Here is a 20,734-nt window from a genome sequence, read left to right as displayed (position 1 = left end):
TGCGGGTCCGCACCGGGCGGTTCAACGATGATGGTGAAACCTGATCCATAAGTCTTTCAATGAAACAAGCCCAATTTTCGCGAGGTAACTGTTATTCAGTGCCTGTTGTACCGCATAGGTTTTACTCAGACGGTAATACCCTTTGCTGCTGGCTGCGATCTTGGCGGCGTTAATTTTATCAACGCCTAACCTGACCAGATTCTTAAAACGGGTTTTCGGCTTGCGCCATTGCTTCAGAAAGCAGCAACGGATTCGCCGACGTATCCATTGATCCAGCAGGGGAATTGGTCGGTGATATTCCGATAACCGGAAATACCCCATCCAACCCCGGATATATTGTGCCAATTTGCGTAACCGATGTTGCATTGAGACACCCCAGCGACGACTGGTCAACTTGAGTATCCGGTATTTGAATCGGTCCAGACACTTCTGGGCCCAGCGAACTTTCTTCCCTGTGAAGGTGAAACTCAGGAATTCGCTTTCTGTTGCTTTCACAACTTTACTTTTCCGGGAGTTAATCTTCAGTTTCAATTTGCGTTCAATGAATTGGGTAATGCTGTGCATCACCCGATCCCCTGCACGCTGACTTTTGACGAGAATCACAAAATCATCACAGTATCTTGCAAAGCAATGACCCCGATATTCAAGCTCCTTGTCGAGTTCGTCGAGGACCACATTAGACAGCAAGGGTGATAAAGGCCCACCCTGTGGCATGCCAACCCTGGTCGGGTAGACATTGCCCTCAATCATGACACCGGAGCGCAGGTAGCTACCAATCAGTTTCAGAAGGCGTTTGTCGCGGACCTTACGGGAGACCCTCGACATCAAAACGTCGTGATTAACCGTATCAAAGAATTTACTCAGATCAACGTCAACAGCGTAATGAAGCCCCCGGTTGATCAACTGCTTAACCTGACGGACTCCGTCGTGTGCTGACCGTCCCGGTCGGTAGCCGAAGCTGTTTGGAGAGAAACCCGGATCAAAGACAGGGGTCAGCACCTGCACAATGGCCTGCTGTATGACCCTATCCATCACGGTAGGGATTCCCAGCAAACGCTCACCGCCGTCCGGCTTTTCTATAACATGTCGGCGCACGGGTGATGGCTGGTAGGTTCCGTCCAATAAGGCTTGACGCACTGAAGGCCAATGCTGTTTGGCAAAGTCTGGATAAGCTTCAATAGTGACTCCATCAATACCCGGAGCACCCTTGTTGCTTTTGACCTGTTTCCATGCACTTGCCAGATTAGCCGGTTCAAGTACGCAATTTAGTAGATCATGGTTCAAAGCTGGTTAAAGATTCTGTCGCCAAGTACGGTGAGTCGCCGGACGGCTGCATCGCCTTGAGGGAATCAGTCTCCTCTTTGTCGTCGATGTTCGGCCCTTCGCTAACGACTTCCCATCCGTTAATGGCTTCTGTCGTACAGCTACTATGGCCTCTGCTGACTTCTGTCCAATCACCACGCGGAGTTACCTCTGCTGGCGCTATTGGTTGCCATCGGGTTTGCTCGAACAGGATGATGAGACCTGTTCGCCGAGCCTGTTGTAACCAGTGGCTGAGAACTGGGAATTACCAATCGCATGTTGAACAGATCTCCCCGGATAAGGACATGAACTTTCAGTGCACAACCGCCGCATTTACCGTGTCTCACGAACCATAGGGCTTTGTGATCCTTGGCTCACTCGCCCAGAGACTCAGCCTTATATGCGATTTCTGTACGTCGGCTCGCACCTTTGCACTCAGACTGCCTCCGCACAGCCCCTCGCGGGACTGCACTTGCCTTAAGCTAGTGGTTGTCATCAGCAGGCGTCTTTACCGCCAGTCAGATGTAGGTTCTCCCACAGGGGACTTTCACCCCATCAGTTCATGCCCATGCCGGGCGTACCAAGAAAATAACGATGCACTGTTGTCTTTTCAGGATGATCAACGATCCGAACCTTCCGGCAGAAAATCTATGAGAATAGCATCTGCGGGAAGGTGGGCCGGGCTTGTTTCAGAAGCTGCGTGTTACATTGACAAATAATGTGACCTGCTGGCCGGGGTGAATGTATTTGTCACTCATATCACTGTTCCAGTCCCTGATTTGGTTAACATTCACATTAAATTTTGACGCAATTTTGGCCAGAGAGTCACCGGAACGAACTTTATAATGTACCTTCCGCACTACCGCATTTTGAGAGCCTTGTTTCTTCCAGACAACCAGCTTCTGATTAACTTGCAGAGTGTCCCTGGGAGACAGGTTATTCCAACGGGCCAGCTCGTTAACACCCACATTGTACTTCCGGGCAATGGTCCAGAAGCTGTCGCCAGCCTTTACCAGATACTCAACTTTGTAACGACCATTCACAGAACGATTCTGTTTTTGCTGCAAGACGCTGGCTGGCACTGAGTGTGTAACTTTCCGCCGTTTTGGCAGCTACCGGGATTATCAAACCCTGACCAATACGAATGAGGGTGCTGCTGAGGTTATTGGCCTCAGTAATCACATTCACACTGGTTTGGTATTTCATGGCAATAGAGCCCAGAGTATCCCCGGATTTTACTGTATAGCGATGCCATTGTACTCGCTTCTCTGGTGGCAGGCTGGCCAGCTGAGTTCGGAAATGCTCGGCATGAGTCACTGGTACGACCAGGTGGTGAGGACCTTCGGGGGGCGTTGACCAGCGGTTCAGTCCGGGGTTCAGTCGGTAGAGTTCTTCCAGTTCAACACCCGACAGTTTCGATGCTTTGGCCATATCCAGCTGACTACCGGTATGTACTTTGTCGAAATAGGGCTTATTCGGTATTTTGTCCAACTGGACACCAAATTTTGATGGATTGCGAACCACTTTACCGAGGGCAATCAGTTTTGGCACATAGGCAGTCGTTTCACTGGGAAGATCAAGCGCCCAGAAGCGTGTGGATTTACCGAGATTTTTGTTTTTTCGAACAGCCCGCTGTACCCGGCCGGGGCCAGAATTAAAGGCTGCCAGAGCCAGCTCCCAGTCCCCAAACATATTGTACAGGCTTTGCATGTAGTCCAGAGCTGCACGGGTAGAGTGGACAACATCCCGGCGACCGTCATACCACCAGTTCTGATCGAGGCCATAGTGTTCACCCGTTTCAGGCATAAACTGCCAGAGTCCTGAAGCGCCTGCATGAGAGTATGCGAAAGGGTCAAAGCTACTCTCCACAATCGGCATCAATGCCAGTTCCAGGGGGACATTTCTTGCCTCGGCTTCTTTGACGATGAAATAGAGATAAGGCTCTGATCGTTTGGAAATCTGGCTGAAATAGAATTTGTTATGCTTATACCAGTCCAGTTCGGCCTGAATTCTCGGGTCATTCTGGTCAAGATCCATTGCCAGGCCTGACTGAATCCGAATCCACAGGTCGTCTACCACAACAGGGGCTTTTTTTACCGGGGTTATCTTCTCTGGTTTTTTTACCTGCAGCTTTTCAACAGAAGGTGCTGTTTCCTTCTTGATGGTTGATGCCGAGGAAGAGGGCGATGTACTCACCAGATGGCAACCAGTCAGAAACAGTGAAAAGGCCAGCGTCGGCAGAGTCCGTCGGGGTGCTGTCGGGCCAAAAGTAAATCGCTGGCCTTTTAAGTAGGGGGCTTTGGTCATATATTGGGTTCTGGGTATTATCAGTTCATTATTTTACCACTATCAAAAATTATCCTTCCATGCTCGGATTACCCTTAGAACGTCAACTGGGCTGGCATTTGAGGACGGATCCCTGTCAGAGGCGGCTTGAATGACTTCCGGTTGGTCTGATCTCAAAAATGGATTTGTGTTCAGTTCCTGTCTTAGTGTTGAGGGCACAGTAGGCCGATTTTCAGAGCATAGCTCAGCAACTTGCATAACTTGTTCCTGTAGCTTCTGGTTATTTGGCTCCACTGCCCGGGCAAATTTCAAATTTGCCTGAGTGTATTCATGGGCACAATAAATCCGTGTGTTGTCAGGTAGTGAAGCCAGACGTGACAGACTGCTATACATTTGTTCAGCCGTCCCTTCAAATAATCGGCCGCAACCACCAACAAATAGAGTGTCTCCACAAAAGAGTGCTGGATTTTTATCGGCGCCAGAATCCGTAAAGTAAGCAATATGATCCAGAGTGTGGCCAGGCGTAGCAAGAATGTTAAAATGGCAGCCACTGAGTTCGATCGTATCATTATCATGCAGGGTGTGAGTGATTCCCTTAATGCTCTGGTTATCAGGGCCGTAAACCGGAATATTTCTGTTGCGGGTCAGTTCACCGATTCCGCCGGTATGATCAAAGTGGTGGTGAGTAATGAGAATGCCAGCCAGGTTGAGTCCATGACGGTTCAGTACCTCTTCAACTGGTTGGGCATCACCCGGATCAACGACAAATGCATTCTTGCTATCCGGCGAGTGAAACATCCAGATGTAGTTATCATTAAATGCGGGTATGGGAGATATAATAAGCATCACGCTACCTGTCCTTTACATACATCCCTGTGATCATCATTGATTTACTGCACGGGGAGTAATAGTCATAGTTGAGAGCCTGCATGGGGCAGGTGAAGATGTTATAGCCGACGCCTGCTGATGGCATAGAATAATTTTTTCTGTATAAACTCGGCGATAAGGAGGTTAACATGAAGAGGACTGATGATGAAAAGTGCCTGAGGGGTTCATAGATCAGGTCTGAAACAAGTATTGACTGTTTATTGGTACAATAATTTGCATGATTCGACGATTTCGGAAAAGGATCAAAAGCAGTCTCTGTGACCGTATTGGAGACTTGCGCCACTGGTTGGATACTGACTCAGGAAGGTTACTGGTTGACTATGAAAAAAGCCTGCTGGAACGGGAGTTAGGTACCATCTTTGGTTTCCATGCAGGACAATATTCGGCATCCTGGCATCGAGACTTGATGTTCAGCAGCCCGGTAAGAAGACAGTTTATCCTCGGTTCCAGCTATCTTACCGATTGTCCAAGGCCACAGGTGATGGCTGATCCCCATTACTGGCCAGTTTCACCGGGAAGTCTTGACCTTGTTCTGCTGCAACACACGCTGGAGATTGCGGATAGTCCTCATCGTTTGTTGAGTGAGGCAGCAAATACCATTATCCCGGACGGCAAACTGGTCATTATTGGCTTCAACCCCTACAGCATGACTAATATTGCACGGTGGTGTGTACCAGTTCAGCGTCGTCTTCTCAGGGATGCTCACTTTATTTCGACGTCCAGGTTGAAAGACTGGCTTGTGCTGCTCAATTTCAGAGTTGAGAGAATCGTTTATGGCAGTTATGTACAACCGCTGAAACGCTTCTTTACCGGCTTGCGTGGTGACCTTATTGAAGAAAGGCTGGAACAGCTTCAGCTACCGGTTGGTGGTTTTTATATGATGATTGCCACCCGTGAAACCCCGGGGCTGACACCTGTAAGAAAGGTGTGGTCTGACGTGCGCAGGGGGGTTGTCGGTCAGCCATTGACCCGACCAAGTGCTGGTAGAACCACCAGTACCGTGAAAGCAAACAGAGACTGGAGTTCTTTTGAGTCAGACCGTTGAAATTTTTACCGATGGTGCCTGTAAAGGCAACCCCGGCCCGGGAGGTTGGGGTGTGTTACTCCGTTACGGTAAAGTAGAGAAAACGCTTTTTGGCAGTGACCCTGAAACGACGAATAACCGGATGGAACTGAGGGCAGCGATTGAAGGGCTTAAAGCGCTGAAACGACCCTGCTCCATCATTCTTACTACCGATTCTCAATATGTTCGCAAGGGAATCACGGAATGGATGGCAGGCTGGAAACGGAAAAACTGGAAAACAGCTGCCGGTAAGCCCGTTAAGAATCAGGATCTCTGGCAACAGCTGGATGAACAGAATCAGCGCCATGATATCGATTGGCGATGGATCAAAGGCCATGCCGGTCATCGGGAAAATGAAATTGCTGACCAGTTGGCCTGTAAGGGAGCGGAAGCCTGCAAAAAGTAGACATCCTCTCTGGCAAAGATTTGAGAACAGTTAACCCATGCGACAGATAATTCTTGATACAGAAACCACCGGTATTGACCCTAAACAAGGCCATAGAGTTATTGAAATAGGCTGTGTGGAGATGATTGACCGGAAGTTGACCGGCAATCATTACCATGTCTATATCAATCCGCAGCGGGTGATTGAGCAGGAAGCAATCAACGTCCACGGCATTACCAATGAGTCTCTGGTAGATAAGCCGATCTTCAGTGCTATTGCCGATGAATTCCTGGATTTTATCCGCGGGGCTGAGCTGGTTATTCATAATGCAGCGTTCGATGTTGGTTTTATCAACCACGAATTTTCGCTGCTGCGTCGTGGTTTCCCCAATGTAGAAGAGTGCTGCGGAGTTCTTGACACATTGGCACTGGCCCGGAAAAAACACCCTGGCCAGAAGAACAACCTGGACGCTTTATGTAAGCGCTACTTTATAGATAACTCTTCCCGAACCCTGCACGGTGCGCTGCTGGACTCTGAGATTCTGGCAGAAGTCTATCTTGCGATGACAGGGGGGCAGACGGCACTTTCGCTGAGTGGCAGTGATGATAATGCCGGTGATTCGGAAGGGGAGGGCAGTGCTATTCGGCGACTGGCTCCCGGCAGGGCTGAACTTCGCGTGATCTCTGCCAGTGATAATGAGTTGCAGAACCATCAAAACAAACTGGAACAGATTCAAAAAAAATCGGGCAACTGCCTCTGGCTTGCTAACGACTAGGAGTCTGCCTTGGAACTGAACCATGATCTTACTAATGTATGTGAAGTGAACTATTTGCCTTTGCAAGGCCTGCAACCTGAACTGAATGCCCAGTGTTGGCTGATACTTTTTGAAGGGCAAATTGTTCTTAATGGAGAAAACCCTGAAGCAAACTTCCTTTGGTACTGTCTCAAGAGGTTTGAACCGGCAATCAAACAAGTGCCTATAGTCACGGGTTATCTTCATGGAAAGTCAGTCGGGATTGTTGAGCTCTCAAGTCTCACTATTGAAGCGGATACAGTTAGTGTCAGAGCATTACTATCTGTGTCAGACTCAACGGTCTACAGCTTCCTTAGTCATGCTCTGCAAATCCTGACCTCGCGCAGAGAACATGCCTTTTGTGGCTGTTGTGGACAGCATACCGGGGAAAAAGAGGGAGAGTGGGCCATGGTTTGTCTTAACTGTGGACACCATGCTTATCCCAGGATTTCTCCTTGTGTCATTGTTCTGGTGACAAGGGGGGATGAAATGCTTCTGGTCCAACATCATCGCCACGGTAAGGCGTCAACCATGCACACGCTGGTGGCCGGTTTTGTTGAGCCCGGAGAGAGTGCTGAAGAGGCCGTTCATCGAGAAGTACTGGAAGAAACAGGCCTCAAACTGAGCAATCTTCATTACTGTTTCAGCCAGAGCTGGCCTTTTTCTCATTCATTAATGATGGGGTTCCATGCCGAATACAAAAGTGGTGAGCTGGTTCTTGAAGACGAGGAACTCTGCTTTGCTGGTTGGTTTCATCGGGATAACCCACCAGAACTACCTCTAGAATTTACCATAGCGAGAAAGCTGGTGGACATTTTTATATGACGCAATATTATCCAATCATATTATTTGCTATTTAAAAAATAAACGAAACTTCGTACCTATGTTATCAATATCTCTTATCGGCAATATTGGTTGAGTGTCGTTGCTATGATCATACAAAGAAGGCCAGCCCACAAATAGGCTGGACTGGATGGTTTGGGATTAATTTTTCGGGGAGGATATAAAGTTAACAGTCGTCTATTAGTTAGGGAATAGGGCATTAAGCTTAGTCGCTAACATCATATTTCCTTCAGCTCGCAACTTACCCATCATGAATGCCTGCATGCCATCCATTTCACCGGACATGACACCCACCATGGTTTTGCTGTCCATGATCAGGGTTACGCTTGGATCGTCATGAGCGCCAGCAACGATATCGAAGTTCCCATCTTTAATAACCAGATGGTAGGTATCCGCATCTTCAATATCAAACTGGAAAACCTCATCGAGGCCAGCAGCTGCATCTGCATTGAAGCGGGTTTTCATGGACTCAATGATCTCAGCGACAGTGCTCATAGTGACTTTATCCTTTTTCTTGGCGTTAAGCATTTGTGGCTCCAACAAAACCAAGGTTATGAGTATTGGCCGTATGTGTCAATGCAATTCAAACGTACGTATTAATGTCTGCTGGTAACAATTTCCTGCCCCATCATTTTTTATAGTCCCCGGCGATGATAAATAAGTTATCCTATAGACAATTTTGATATTGAGACTCACAAGCCTTTCTGAGGAGGTCCCTTTGGATTATCTGGCAGACTTTTTTTTGTTTCTTGCTAAAACCGTCACCCTGATTGGCGGTGTGGCAATTTTGGTGGCTCTGGTGACTGCAATTGGCCAGAAAGCCAAGAAAATGCACAAGGGGCATCTTGAGATTACTTGCCTGAATGAACACTATGAGCACCTTCAGACTGAGTTGAAGCATGCGTTGCTGGATAAGGCTGAGCTGAAAAAAACGGTCAAAGAAGAGAAAGAGAAGGCCAAGCTGGAGAAAAAAGCCAAAAAAAATAAACCCTGTGAGGAAGTGATAAAACCAAAAGTTTTCATCCTTGATTTTCACGGTGATATCAAAGCTTCTGCGGTCAAATCGCTCAGGGAGGAGATTACTGCGGTGCTTTCTCTGGCAGACAAAGAGCGAGACGAAGTCATTATCCGCCTGGAAAGTGGTGGAGGACTGGTTCATTCCTATGGTTTAGCTGCATCCCAGCTGAAACGAATCCGAGATAAGGGGGTTAAGTTGACGGTCACTGTCGACAAAGTTGCTGCGAGCGGGGGCTATATGATGGCTTGTGTTGCCAATCATATTGTTGCAGCACCTTTTGCAATACTGGGCTCAATTGGCGTAATGGCACAATTGCCCAATGTTCATCGTCTTTTGAAAAAACATGATGTTGATATTGAGCTACACACGGCTGGTGAATTCAAGCGCACTCTGACGGTACTTGGGCAAAATACGGAAAAGGGACGTCAAAAATTTATCCAGGATATGGAAGATACACATCTACTGTTCAAAGACTTTGTCAAGATGGAAAGGGAAGTGGTAGATATTAATCAGGTTTCCACGGGTGAGATCTGGTACGGCCTGAAAGCTTTGACACTCAACCTCATTGATGAAATCAGCACCAGTGATGAATATATCTACCGGAAGGTAGATGAGGCAGACCTGGTACAGGTTGAGTATGTGATAAAGAAAGGAGTTGCCGACAAGTTTGGTCTGGCTGCTGAGACAGCCCTGGATAATACTCTGATGAAATGGTGGGGGAGATTTAGTACCAGCCGATTCTTTTCCTAGGAGGCTGACCGAGAATAGCGCCCGTAGCGAGGATGGCAGAAAATTGAGGATAAAAAGCCGGAAATTTTTCGTGAATAGTGGTTCTATTTGCTAAAAATTTCCGGCTTTTTAGACCAATTTGCTGCCACCGCAGTAGGGCAGACTATTCTCGGTCAGCCTCCTAGAAGCGCTCATGGCTCTTTTTTATACGGTATTCATTGCCTTTAGTTTTTGTCCTGAACGGGTCCATTTTTTTGAACTATAGACCTAATTATCAGTCTAAAAATTAACTATTTTTTGAGGGGCAGAAAATGAATTCCGTTGGAGCATCAGTAGCGGCTCATTACAATCATAGTCAGCTTGAGGCTGAAAATATCGTTTGCCATGCAAAGCATTGGACGCATTCCCGAACCGTACGAGTAGTAGCTGGGGTAGCCGTCTTAACCTTGGGGGGGGCTTGCGGGCTTGGCAGTTTCTTTTTTTGCCAGTAGCATTGCTGCAATTATTGCTGCAAGTGCAGTCACTGTAGTGCTTGGCATTGCTGTGATTGGGTATTTTTCCCATCATAACGATAGGAGCAGTAATGCACCACAGCTTGATATAGAGCCACCAGCGACCCTCTCAGCTGGTGCCGGAAATCCTGCTGCAGCCCCAATTCAGCCACCTCCATACAATACGTCCTACGCGCCACCTCCGCCATATTCACCTTATGCATCGCCTCCTCCAGGCTATACCTCCTTTGGAATACCGGCCTCAGAAGTAACAAACCCCTATGAGCTGCCACCAACTTATAAAGAGATAGGCTCGGAAAAATTTATACGTATGCAAGAGGCGAATGTGGATTATTTGTTGAGGCAGCATGGGGAAAGCATTTACCGAAGTAGTCGAGATGGTAACTGTCTGTATGATTCAGCAGCACATCAATGTCCGGAAATAGCCAGAGATGCAACAGATCTTCGCCATCAGGTTGGTTTTTTTGCAAGAAATTGGCAACAGCGCTACCAACATGGCAACATAAATTTTTCACCTATCGAAGCCCGAGCCTATGCGCGGTTACAAGGTGATGTCAGTTATGAAGCTGGGGATACCGTCATAACCAACGGACTTGAAGAAATAGAAACTCCAGGATGTTTTTCTGACCATATTGACACTTTCTTCCTGGCACAAGTTGCCAGAATGCCAGTCATCGTCATAGATACTGATAACAATGTGACTATTGCTGTCGATGAAAATGGCAGATCCATGGACTGGCTTGAAACTTATGATCGTAACTTGGTTCCAAGCAGAAAAATTCTCCTGGTGCGTGATGGTCCCCACTTTATGGGACGAAATTTGGAACAAAATTAATTATTTATTTAGTTCCAAATCAGTGTTAATCCCTTCTCAAGCGTTCTGACAAGGCGATAGGGGATTCAAAGCGGAATACAACAATATAAGAAGATATCAGTAGTGTGAGTATCGCTGTTGCCTGGATAATATGTGCTGAAATCTCACCAATCATATTCTGCCCACTGGCAAAAGCGGCTATCAGTATTGAAAACTCACTGGTCTGACCTAATCGAAAGCCGACTTCCCAGGCTGTGGAACGCTTTTCACTGACCCTGCGCAGCAGAAAACCAAAAACCACCGGTTTAATGAGAATAACTGCTCCTGCCATCACCAGTGCCGGGATAAGCACATGGCTTAGCAGATCGAGGTTGAAACTGGCCCCGATAGAAAAGAAAAAGAGAACCAGGAAAAAGTCCCGTAACGGTTTGAGATTGATGGCAATGTATTGGGCGATTGGACTGGTCGCAATACTTATTCCAGCAATAAATGCTCCAATTTCATAGGAGAGATTCAAGCTGTGCGCTAATTCTGCGAAGCCCAGACACCAGCCCAAGACCATTAGAAACAGATATTCATGATAACGGTCAAAGCGGGTCATTAATGGTAACAGCAGGTATTTGACCAGCATAATGGCGATGAAAATCAGTGCTGGCAGGGCAATAAATGCCATGATCAGTTCACTGTAGTTGGCACTGTGTGATGGGTCCAGATTGTAAAGCAACAAGAGTGCAATAATGGCCATTAAATCCTGCAGAAGCAGGAGACTGACCATGATTTCACCCGTGTGTTTATGATGCAGTACGGTCGTTGGCAAGAGCTTTATGCCAATAATCGTACTGGAGAACATCATGGTTGCACCAATGATGATTGACTCATTATGGGGCAGATCAAATGACAGCCCGAGTCCATAGCCCGTTAAGGCAAAAAGAAATGAACTCACTAAACCAACGGTGGCCGTTTTCCTGAGCAGGTGAGCAAGATGACTTGGCTGCATGTCAAGCCCAAGCAGAAACAGCAAAAAGATGATGCCTACATGGGCAATATCATTGAGTAGATTGGTGTCATTAACCACTTCCAATCCGAACGGACCCAGTATGGCACCAAGAGCGATGTAAGCAACCAGCAAGGGCTGACGGGTGAATAAGGCGCCAGTAGCAAGAACCGCTGCCCCGGTGAAAATAAGAAAAAAGGAGAAGAGCAGGGAACCGCTTTCCATCATTCAGGCTCATTCTTAGATTATTTATGGAAAGGACAGTATAACCAACAGTTTGATTTTCGCGCAGCAGATGAGGCAAATCTCTTCCAATATAGGAAGAGATTTCAAACTGTGGCTAAAGCTGATGTCTTAACCGGTACACTGGTGATAATTTATCGGCAGTGGCTTGATAGTCCGCACTGAATGTTTGCAGAGCCGCCAGTGCATGATCCGGATTCTGGTCTTCCCTTAATCTGAAGCTACTGAATCCACAACGCCTGAGGTAATAGATCTGGTCGACAAGAATGTCGCCTATCGCCCTTATATCTCCGGGATAATCAAGGCGTTCCCGAAGCAGACGAGCCAGAGAATAACCACGACCATCAATAAACTTTGGGAAGTTAATGGCAATGACTTCAAACTGGTGCAGAGTATTTGCCACTGTTTCAGGCTCGTCGGCGCTATCAAACCAGATGCCAACCTGACCATTATGCCGACCATTGGCTTTGATCGCATGATCAATTGACGAAATATGCAGTAGCACATGACCTTCCGGTAAGATGGGCTCTTCCGGAGCCTGCAGCAGGACCTGAAAGTCATCATTACTTATTTGCTGATCCTTAAGCAGCTTTGGCATAAACCCTCTCCTTGAATGGCTGAATACCAACCCGTCGACAGGTATCAATAAAACGCTCTTCCGGAGTACGGAGTTCGATGTAAGTCTTCAGGATTTTATCGATGACGTCAGGAATTTCATCCATTTTGAATGATGGTCCAAGGATCTTACCCAGCGACGCGTCATGCCCTGAAGCACCACCGACCTGAACCTGGTAATACTCTTCACCTTTACGATCAACACCGAGAATACCAATATGGCCCACATGGTGATGACCGCAGGCATTCATACAGCCGGAAATATTCAGATCCAGTTCGCCAATATCATGTAAAAAATCGATATCATCAAACCGTCGCTGAATGTTTTCTGCTAAGGGAATGGAGCGGGCATTAGCCAGTGCGCAGAAGTCGCCGCCCGGGCAGCAGATCATATCGGTCAGGAGCCCCTGGTTAGGTGTTGCAAGGTTCAGGGGTTTCAGGTTCAACCATAATTCATGAAGTCTCCTTTGGGGCACATCGGCAAAAATCAGATTTTGCTCATGGCTGACTCTGAGTTCACCAAAGCTGAACTCGTCAGCAAGGTCAGAAATGGCTTCCAGTTGTTCAGCACTGGCATCTCCCGGAGCATCAGCAGTTGCCTTTAGTGTCAGAGTGACTGCACTAAAACCGGGCTTTTTGTGAGGATGTACATTTCTTCGGAGCCACCATTGAAAATCCGATTCAGAAGATAAAGCCAAGTCAGTCAAGTTGATATTGGTTAGCTCCGGGTAGTCCGGCTCAGAAAAAAAAGATTGAACCCGATCAATCTCCTGTTGGGTAAGTTTGGCTTCTGTTTCTTTCAGATAAGACCACTCTTGTTCAACTTTTTTCGAGAACACCGCCGGAGTAAGCGCTTTAATCAGAATTTTAATTCGTGCTTTGTACTTGTTATCCCGCCGTCCGTAACGGTTATAAACCCTCAGCACTGCATCCAGATAGCTCAGGAGATGCTCTGGTTCGAGGGATGGTTTGATAATGGAACCAACCATAGGGGTTCTTCCAAGACCGCCACCGGCCAGTATTTTAAAGCGCACGTCGTTATTCTCATTCAAGAAAGCATGAATACCGATATCATGCACCTGTGTTGCTGCCCGATCCTGTTCACTGCCACAAACCGCTATCTTGAATTTTCTTGGCAGATAAGCAAACTCCGGATGGAAAGTGGACCATTGCCGGATAATTTCACACCAGGGGCGGGGATCAATAATCTCATCGTACGCTACACCAGCAAACTGATCGGTAGTCGTATTACGGATACAGTTGCCGCTGGTCTGAATAGCATGCATTTGAACAGAGGCCAGTTCCTCCAGAATTTCCGGCACTTCTTCCAGCCGTGGCCAGTTCAGCTGAAGGTTCTGTCGGGTGGTAAAGTGGACATAGCCTTTATCATAGCGTCTGGCAATGTAGGCTAGCTTACGCATCTGTCTACTACTCACCATTCCATAAGGAATGGCAATTCGCAACATAGGGGCAAAGCGCTGAACGTAAAGTCCATTCTGAAGTCGAAGAGGCAGGAACTCATCTTCTGGCAACTCGCCGGCGAGAAAGCGACGAGTCTGATCCCGGAACTGCAGGACTCGCTCATCGACCATCTGTTGGTCGTAATTATCGTATTTATACATGAATGGTTCGTCTGTTTGGCCACATCCAGGAAACAGGTCATAAACCTGGGACACTGAGAGAGTACTCGTTTTTAGATATACGTAAAACTACTATTTATTAATAAAATTAGGCTAAAAAGTAATAATCGAAAGAGGGCAATAAGTTGATGGTTGGTCAGGATTTCGCTAATTTGAATGGGCTAGGAGGCTGACCGAGAATAGACTGCCCTACTGCGGTGGCAGCAAATTGGTCTAAAAAGCCGGAAATTTTTAGCAAATAGAACCGCTATTCACTAAAAATTTCCGACTTTTTATCCTCAATTTTCTGCCATCCTTGCAACGGGCGCTATTCTCGGTCAGCCTCATAGGGCAAAAATACAACCTATTTACCGGATCAAGGAGATAAATAATGAAAGACAGTACAGCTGATGCCATTGCGGCTGTAGCATTGATAATGCTGGTAGTTGTGACGGCTGTATACTGGGTAAGCTCTCAGTGAAGGCTCATGAGTTTTGAGCTACCACATGGACCACCGCTATGAGTATCAAAACCAATAATACAGTTCCTGCGATACCAGCGATGATGAAGTGCGCTGGGTTACCCTTTTGAAAATCCCTTTCCAGATTGGCCCTTTTTTGAACACCGAATGCAGCAGACAGCGTACTTAAAATCACAGATTTTATACCTGTCCCTTTTTTATCTGACATTAGCCAACTCTCATTATTAGCTGTAAATCTGATTATTTTATGAGCTTGCTATTGAAGTTGGCAAACGGGGTAGGCTAATTGATGATGATAACCCTGATGCTGTAGTGAGTGTCTCTGGCTGCAAAGTAGCCAATCCAGCTGTCTTTATCAGCTTCTGTCCATGATACCAGTTGATCAGCAAGCATCTGGGTGCCCTTGGCTCCAAGATCTTTTAAATAGGGAATCAGTATATAGGCCATTGCTCCGAGAACCAGTCCATTGGTTGCAGATGTCACGGCTTTTTGCCAGGCAATATTGAAACCACCTGTTGTGTAGTAGTTCAATACCCCATTCATGACGTAATAAGTTGCTATCGGGAGGATAGTTGCTGCTGCTACCGGAACGACATAGTCTTTGATAGTCTCCGGTAGAGGAATCAGTTGATAGCCTGTTGAAGCAATCGCTTCTGCTCGCTCACCTATAGAAGTTATCTGGTGTTGCAGGTTATCAAACAGGTCTCCATTCCCGGGGCTTGAAAGGTTCAGGTGGCTCAGGCGATCATCCTGTCCTGCTGGTATCATTTCTTTTACCTGGTAAAAACGATACCCGATTTCAAGTAGTCCGACGCCTGTGGCGAGGGCATAAGCTGATGTTGCATCCCAACCTCTTCCTTTAAAGAACCTCATATAGCCTTTGTGAATGATGTATTGAATACTGGTCTTGATCGAGTTGTTAAATTGACCGGCAAGGTCAGGCAAATATTCAAATCCCAAATCCCTGCGAATCAGAGACAGTGCGCCTCCGGGAACATTGGCAAAAATATTGAATCCATACCCGACCATCAGCATGGCAATACCGTCGATGGTTTCATCATTCATAGCGTAGAGCATGGGCCATTTCCCAAAGACCTGATACAAACGATCTTCATTGCGTAGCGTTTTCAATGAACTGGCGACAGCAGAAGAAATACAATCAAACATTCGATTGGTGGGTGTTGTCCTCAGGAATAATTTGAACGTTTCAGCCTTACTTCTCTCTATTGCATTCTTTTTAATTTTATTGGAGCTTGCTTCCGCTGCTGTAGGTCTGTCTGGATCATCGGTAACCGGCTCGCCATGATTTGACAGCAGAGCATATGTTGTGAAACCTTCAACAAAATCTGCAGAACACTGGGCGAAGAGAGAATCAGTATTCGAAAAGACTTGGTTTTGAGCCAGGTTCCTGATTGAGTGAACAACATCAATGTCCAGTAGCAGATAATTCCAGCGTAACAGGGTTGACCAGAAAGAGAGTGGCTGCCATGTAACCATGTTCATGGCAATGATAGGGATCACTTGGGGGACAAAAGCACCCACGGCAGCAATCCTGGAAAGATTCTCTTCTTTTTCAAGTATGACTTTTATTTTTTTACCTATCATTTTATCAGTATTTAGTGTTAGTTTAATGAAACGGTCATCGTTTACCTCATCAACTTCTCTACTTTCAACTTTTCTATTTTCAACAAGACCATCCTGATCATGCCAGTACATTTCTTTTGTCCCTGAATATTCTTTCCTGAAGAAAGCCTGATCATATTCCGATCGAAATCTTATGGGAATTGTTCCGTATACTTGATCTTTTAATAGTACGGTGTCAATTTCAATATGAATCGGGCTATTATCTTTTACGATAGTCTCAACAGAATTATTATCAGGAGATAGCTTCTGAATAAATGCATTAGAGTTAAGGGATACAAATGAGAAAATAAAAACACTCAGAATTTTTTTACAATTGAATGTCTGATGTAAAATTGATGCCAAGGATATTTGACAAAAGTGAACAGCTGTTTCGGGCATGGATGATTTAATATTATTTCTGAAAAGTAATCGGTGAGTCATTTTTAAATACCTCAGTATCAGCCTATCCTTTACCGCAGCAAAACCTGAAACAATTCGTTTTAAGGTAATTATCACTCTTAATAAGAAAAATCTTATAAATTTTAAACGAATTCAGTGTTTTTTTATCATAATCAATTGAGATATATTTTATTTTTTTATTTCTTTTGTATTTTTCATGAAAACATTAATTAATTCTTATATAAAGATGTTTGGAATTGCTTCCCCATTAATCAATGTTCGTGTCTGGGTGAAGTGGTTAATCTTCAGTTAATACATCTATACGATAACGAATTGTATCCGCCAGGAAAAATTCAGACCAGCCTCCTGGCTCTGCATTCATATATTGAAGAATTGGCTTCTGTATAGCGTGTGCAGCCAGAATGCCATATCTCTGAAGAACGGGTGAGATCAACTGAGTAGCAGCACCCAGGACCATTCCTTCATAGGCGCTATCGAATAGTTTAAAAACGGGAGATGACACATCATAGCCAGCAGCAACATTAGCTATTTTAAAGGTACCATAAAGAACAGCAGGTATTGTAACACCCAGCATTAGCAGCTGATGATCAGATAACTCGGACAGCGGCAGGGCTTTATTGATTGAGACACTAATTGCTTCGGCACGCTTGGTCAAAGAATTTACCTGATGGGTTTGGTCGCGACCTGCCATACCCTGTTGGCCATAAAGCCTCAACAGGATTTCAATAATACCAGCACCCGTGGCCAGAGGCAGAGCGTAGCGCTCATTGAAATGGTGATATTGGAGTTGGCCTTTAAAGAACTCTTCATACCCTGATTGAAGGGTGTATTGGACCGCTTTTATGATTGATCGGTCCAGTTCCGTTTGCAAGGCAAGATCATTAGTAGCATTAGAAAAACCAATGTTTTTTTTCACTAACTTAAAGAAGTCTCCAGCTTCAAAAGCAAATGTGTTAAATCCATAGCCGACCATAATTTTTGATAGACCATTGATTGATACTTTGTTCATATTTTTCAAATAATACCACTCATCACCGATTTGACTTTCCTGAATCTCAGACAATGTTGATGATAACACGGTTGACATACAGTCCATCAGTCTCTTGAAAGGTGCGCCCATGACATACGTTCGAAATGTTTGGATTTTTGTCTTGGTAGATGAAGCATTCTCTCCGTAATTTGCAGACTCAAAGAGAAGAAACCCTTCGATAAAATCTGCTGAACATTGTGCTGCTAAAGTTTTTTGGTCGCCAAACGTTTGGCTGAGGACAAGATTTCGAATCGATTTAGTAATATCGCCTCCCAGTATTCTATAATTCCATCTCATCAGTGCTTCATAGAAAATTACTGGCTTCGGACCAAATTTAACTTCATCCATCAGGATAATCGGAAGGATTTGAGGAAAAAATGCAGCCATTGCTGACAGCCTGGAAAGATCCTTTTCTTTTCTTATGGTAATTTTTACATTCTTATCAAGATGACCTGGGTCCGGGCTAAGTTTGATATATATGAATGAGTCATTATTCGCAGTATTGATTTGCCCATGTTCCAGTATATTTATCTGATTATTCCATAATATCTGTTGCTCACCATTTTCAAATGTTAATCTGTCGTTATCTAAAATAAGCTGTACAGGAATCCTACCCTGAAGATCTTTCTCAAGAGCTTTGGTGTCTAAAGTAATTGTGACTTCCTGCAGATCTGGATTAGTTATTTCTAAATCCTGATTCATTTCTGGTGATAGTATGAGAACCTGATCTTCATGAAATGAATAAACCAGTGAAGCGTTGCACAACATGAAAATTATCAGCAACAAACAGGTAAACAGGAATGATCGGAAATAGCTGAAGCGGTAATCAGACAACGTTATTTTTGGCATACCTACCATCCAGAATAGGAGGGCATTCCATTGCCATTTGACTCTAAGGCAGAGTATTTCGAGCTAGCTTTTTGCCCAAAACAGTCCGGTTAATATAAATGTTTTATCCTTATTATTAGTCAATAAATTAGTCAAAAAGTTTCTCAATGTGAGAAATATCGCTATTACTTCCCGTTAAAACAACAATATCACCGGCATTCAATATCATTCTGGCTTGGGGTTGTAAGACCATATTTTTGCGACGAACCTCAACAATTGATACGTCAGTTCCCTTAAAATCAAGAGACTCGATGGTTTTCTGATCAGCCGCACAATGTTTGCTCAGGGTAACGGCATGGCGATAAGTTTTCTTGTCATTTTCCATAAGATAATCACTGATGCCCGGATAAAAGCCGTTCAGGATTTCATACCCTTTTGTCCTGGCCTCATGGACTCTTTGACGTACATGGGCAGGATTCATGCCCAGCATCAATAAGGCGTGTTTAACAATAACCAGGCTTGATTCGAGCACTTCCGGAATAACCACCGTTGCTCCGGCTTTTTTCAATTCATCAGACTGACTATCATCCCGTGTACGCACAAGAACAGGAACCTGAGGAAATTGTTGTCGCACAGCCTGTAATATTTTCAGAGCATTGTCGGAACGATCGATACAGATGACCACCTGACTTGCTCGCTCCAAACCAACCGCCATGAGCAGCTCTAACTTACGGCAATCTCCAAAGAAGACCGGATCTCCGGCAAGTCCGGCTTCGTGAACATGGAGAGGATCATCATCAATAGCAACATAAGCTTTGTTTTCCTGAGTCAAGAAACGGGCAATGGTTTGCCCTACACGGCCATAACCACAGATCAGGGTATGATGATGTATATGCGCAGTTTGCTTGCGGACTTCCTCTTCTTTCACCCGGTGAATGCTCTGTTCAGATTTATCGAACTTGACCAGCTTGACAATGGCATTGCTGTTCCTGATAAGAAGTGGGGCAATGATCATCGACAGGATAGTAACCGCGAGAACAACAGAGGTCAGGTTGCCGCCACTTTCGCCATATTGTGATGCCAGGGCAACCAGCGCAAAACAGAACTCGCCACCCTGTGCCAGTGACAAGCTGGCTCTAAGAGAGATATTCTTGGTTTCCGCAAAAGTTCTGGCCAGGGTATAAATCACCAGGAACTTAAAGACGATCAGTGCCACAGTACCGAGAAGAATCTCTTTCCAGAACGTTGCCAGAACGTTCATATCCAGCATTAAGCCCACTGAGACGAAAAACAGCCCAAGGAGCACATCACGAAATGGCTTGATATCTGCTTCAACCTGGTGCTTGTAGTGACTCTCGCCCATCATCATGCCGGCTACAAATCCCCCCAGAGCCATGGAAAGATCCATTGCATGAGACAACCAGGCGGCCATCAGGGCAATAACCAGTGCCATAAGAACAAACAGTTCTTCAGACCTGGCCTTGGCAACCTCGTGGAAAATAAGTGGCAGAACCCACTTGCCGATTGCCAGCATGATCACTACAAACACAACACCTTCAGCAAAAGCAAATCCAAGAGAGGATGCGATGGAACCACTCCCTCCACCAATCAGGGCGGGGATCATAATCAGGAAGACAACGGCAGCAATATCCTGAAAAAGAAGAACTCCGATTGCCAGCTGCCCCTGACGGGAACGTATTTCATTGCTCTGGGTGAGTTCTTTAGACACAATCGCTGTGGAGGAGAGAGCCAGTGCTGATGCACAGACAAGTGATGTGAGTACTGCGAAATCAAAGGCGATCAAACCCGCAAAAATCCCAATGCCTGTCAGTAGTACCTGCAGTCCACCAAAGCCAAACACCTCCTTTTTCATGGCCATAATGGTTTTCATCGAGAATTCGAGACCGAGTGTAAAGAGGAGAAAAACCACGCCAATTTCGGCCAGCAGGGCAATATCAAAATCCTGCTGTATCAGTCCCGAGGTTGTCGGCCCAAGAATGATGCCCACAAATAAATAGCCAAGACTTTCAGGCAGTTGGAACCGTTTAAAAAAGGCAATAGTGACCGCTGACAGAGCCAGAATAAGCATAAGTTGATTAAAAAATGTAAAGTCCATGGGATCGCCAGCTGAATTTATTAGTACCCGATAAGAGTATAAGCAAAAACACTGTATTGTAGTTATATCTACATAATCTTTACTCACTCTATGGTTATTTATCGCTATGATAGATTCGCTTTTTAGGGGATA

At 45.6% G+C, this 20,734-nt stretch carries 18 protein-coding genes; 6 read left to right on the top strand and 12 right to left on the bottom strand.

From position 1 onward, the window contains the following. Positions 1–21: 21 nt before the first annotated feature. The 4 genes from ltrA to gloB form a co-directional block, all read right to left on the bottom strand. A complete protein-coding gene (gene ltrA / locus MJO57_RS15855) occupies positions 22–1,284 on the bottom strand; it encodes a group II intron reverse transcriptase/maturase (RefSeq protein ID WP_252017357.1) in 1,263 nt (420 codons plus the stop codon). A gap of 707 nt (positions 1,285–1,991) precedes the next feature. Beyond that, positions 1,992–2,345, bottom strand: a complete 354-nt coding sequence (locus MJO57_RS15850; RefSeq protein ID WP_252026745.1) for a LysM peptidoglycan-binding domain-containing protein — start codon at positions 2,343–2,345, stop codon at positions 1,992–1,994. Next, complete coding sequence (locus tag MJO57_RS15845; protein ID WP_252026743.1) at positions 2,323–3,498, bottom strand: transglycosylase SLT domain-containing protein; 1,176 nt, start codon at positions 3,496–3,498, stop codon at positions 2,323–2,325. Before MJO57_RS15845 ends, MJO57_RS15850 begins: the two co-directional genes overlap by 23 nt. A gap of 153 nt (positions 3,499–3,651) precedes the next feature. Beyond that, entirely contained in the window at positions 3,652–4,434 is a 783-nt protein-coding gene (gene gloB / locus MJO57_RS15840; protein WP_252026742.1) for a hydroxyacylglutathione hydrolase, read from the bottom strand. A gap of 259 nt (positions 4,435–4,693) precedes the next feature. Here gloB and MJO57_RS15835 point away from each other — a divergent pair, with 259 nt between their 5' ends. Genes MJO57_RS15835 through nudC form a run of 4 tightly spaced genes read left to right on the top strand, consistent with a single transcriptional unit; the run spans position 4,694 to position 7,542 of the window. After that, positions 4,694–5,521, top strand: a complete 828-nt coding sequence (locus MJO57_RS15835) for a methyltransferase domain-containing protein (protein ID WP_252026740.1) — start codon at positions 4,694–4,696, stop codon at positions 5,519–5,521. Continuing rightward, positions 5,505–5,945 carry a ribonuclease HI gene (rnhA, locus tag MJO57_RS15830; protein ID WP_252026738.1) on the top strand — a complete coding sequence of 147 codons (441 nt, stop codon included), beginning with the start codon at positions 5,505–5,507 and terminating at the stop codon, positions 5,943–5,945. Before MJO57_RS15835 ends, rnhA begins: the two co-directional genes overlap by 17 nt. 37 nt (positions 5,946–5,982) lie before the next feature. Next, on the top strand, positions 5,983–6,699 hold the full coding sequence (gene dnaQ / locus MJO57_RS15825) for a DNA polymerase III subunit epsilon (protein ID WP_252026736.1): 717 nt from the start codon (positions 5,983–5,985) through the stop codon (positions 6,697–6,699). 45 nt (positions 6,700–6,744) lie between these two features. Further along, positions 6,745–7,542, top strand: a complete 798-nt coding sequence (gene nudC, locus MJO57_RS15820) for an NAD(+) diphosphatase (RefSeq protein WP_371924881.1) — start codon at positions 6,745–6,747, stop codon at positions 7,540–7,542. A gap of 198 nt (positions 7,543–7,740) precedes the next feature. On the opposite strand, the gene MJO57_RS15815 is transcribed toward nudC, so the two are convergent. Next, complete coding sequence (locus tag MJO57_RS15815) at positions 7,741–8,088, bottom strand: SCP2 sterol-binding domain-containing protein (RefSeq protein WP_256493308.1); 348 nt, start codon at positions 8,086–8,088, stop codon at positions 7,741–7,743. A 190-nt stretch (positions 8,089–8,278) separates the two neighbouring features. Here MJO57_RS15815 and sohB point away from each other — a divergent pair, with 190 nt between their 5' ends. Continuing rightward, positions 8,279–9,328: a protease SohB gene (gene sohB, locus MJO57_RS15810; RefSeq protein ID WP_252026733.1), complete on the top strand. Its 1,050-nt coding sequence runs from the start codon at positions 8,279–8,281 to the stop codon at positions 9,326–9,328. A 444-nt stretch (positions 9,329–9,772) separates the two neighbouring features. Continuing rightward, entirely contained in the window at positions 9,773–10,654 is an 882-nt protein-coding gene (locus MJO57_RS15805; RefSeq protein ID WP_252026731.1) for an OTU domain-containing protein, read from the top strand. Between the two features lie 25 nt (positions 10,655–10,679). Here the strand turns inward: MJO57_RS15805 and MJO57_RS15800 are convergent, their stop codons facing one another. The 7 genes from MJO57_RS15800 to MJO57_RS15770 form a co-directional block, all read right to left on the bottom strand. Then, on the bottom strand, positions 10,680–11,852 hold the full coding sequence (locus tag MJO57_RS15800; protein WP_252027040.1) for a cation:proton antiporter: 1,173 nt from the start codon (positions 11,850–11,852) through the stop codon (positions 10,680–10,682). A 115-nt stretch (positions 11,853–11,967) separates the two neighbouring features. Continuing rightward, positions 11,968–12,468: a DUF934 domain-containing protein gene (locus tag MJO57_RS15795; protein WP_252026729.1), complete on the bottom strand. Its 501-nt coding sequence runs from the start codon at positions 12,466–12,468 to the stop codon at positions 11,968–11,970. Beyond that, a complete protein-coding gene (locus MJO57_RS15790; RefSeq protein WP_252026727.1) occupies positions 12,452–14,107 on the bottom strand; it encodes a nitrite/sulfite reductase in 1,656 nt (551 codons plus the stop codon). Before MJO57_RS15790 ends, MJO57_RS15795 begins: the two co-directional genes overlap by 17 nt. 482 nt (positions 14,108–14,589) lie before the next feature. Continuing rightward, entirely contained in the window at positions 14,590–14,793 is a 204-nt protein-coding gene (locus MJO57_RS15785) for a DUF2970 domain-containing protein (RefSeq protein ID WP_252026725.1), read from the bottom strand. Positions 14,794–14,867: 74 nt separating this feature from the next. Continuing rightward, positions 14,868–16,607, bottom strand: a complete 1,740-nt coding sequence (locus MJO57_RS15780) for a hypothetical protein (protein ID WP_252026723.1) — start codon at positions 16,605–16,607, stop codon at positions 14,868–14,870. A gap of 298 nt (positions 16,608–16,905) precedes the next feature. Next, positions 16,906–18,492, bottom strand: coding sequence for a hypothetical protein (locus tag MJO57_RS15775; protein WP_252026721.1), 1,587 nt, complete (start codon positions 18,490–18,492; stop codon positions 16,906–16,908). 142 nt (positions 18,493–18,634) lie between these two features. Beyond that, positions 18,635–20,689: a cation:proton antiporter gene (locus MJO57_RS15770; protein ID WP_252026719.1), complete on the bottom strand. Its 2,055-nt coding sequence runs from the start codon at positions 20,687–20,689 to the stop codon at positions 18,635–18,637. Between the last annotated feature and the right edge of the window lie 45 nt (positions 20,690–20,734).

Origin of the sequence: Endozoicomonas sp. SCSIO W0465, assembly GCF_023716865.1 — a bacterium.
Taxonomy (GTDB): domain Bacteria; phylum Pseudomonadota; class Gammaproteobacteria; order Pseudomonadales; family Endozoicomonadaceae; genus Endozoicomonas.
This window is presented reverse-complemented; position numbering and strand designations above follow the sequence as displayed.

Coding starts and splice junctions, on each gene's coding strand:
- gloB (WP_252026742.1), bottom strand. CDS start 4,434: ATGCTTATTATATCTCCCATACCCGCATTTAATGATAACTACATCTGG.
- MJO57_RS15835 (WP_252026740.1), top strand. CDS start 4,694: ATGATTCGACGATTTCGGAAAAGGATCAAAAGCAGTCTCTGTGACCGT.
- dnaQ (WP_252026736.1), top strand. CDS start 5,983: ATGCGACAGATAATTCTTGATACAGAAACCACCGGTATTGACCCTAAA.
- MJO57_RS15815 (WP_256493308.1), bottom strand. CDS start 8,088: ATGCTTAACGCCAAGAAAAAGGATAAAGTCACTATGAGCACTGTCGCT.
- MJO57_RS15800 (WP_252027040.1), bottom strand. CDS start 11,852: ATGGAAAGCGGTTCCCTGCTCTTCTCCTTTTTTCTTATTTTCACCGGG.
- MJO57_RS15795 (WP_252026729.1), bottom strand. CDS start 12,468: ATGCCAAAGCTGCTTAAGGATCAGCAAATAAGTAATGATGACTTTCAG.
- MJO57_RS15790 (WP_252026727.1), bottom strand. CDS start 14,107: ATGTATAAATACGATAATTACGACCAACAGATGGTCGATGAGCGAGTC.
- MJO57_RS15785 (WP_252026725.1), bottom strand. CDS start 14,793: ATGTCAGATAAAAAAGGGACAGGTATAAAATCTGTGATTTTAAGTACG.
- MJO57_RS15780 (WP_252026723.1), bottom strand. CDS start 16,607: ATGCCCGAAACAGCTGTTCACTTTTGTCAAATATCCTTGGCATCAATT.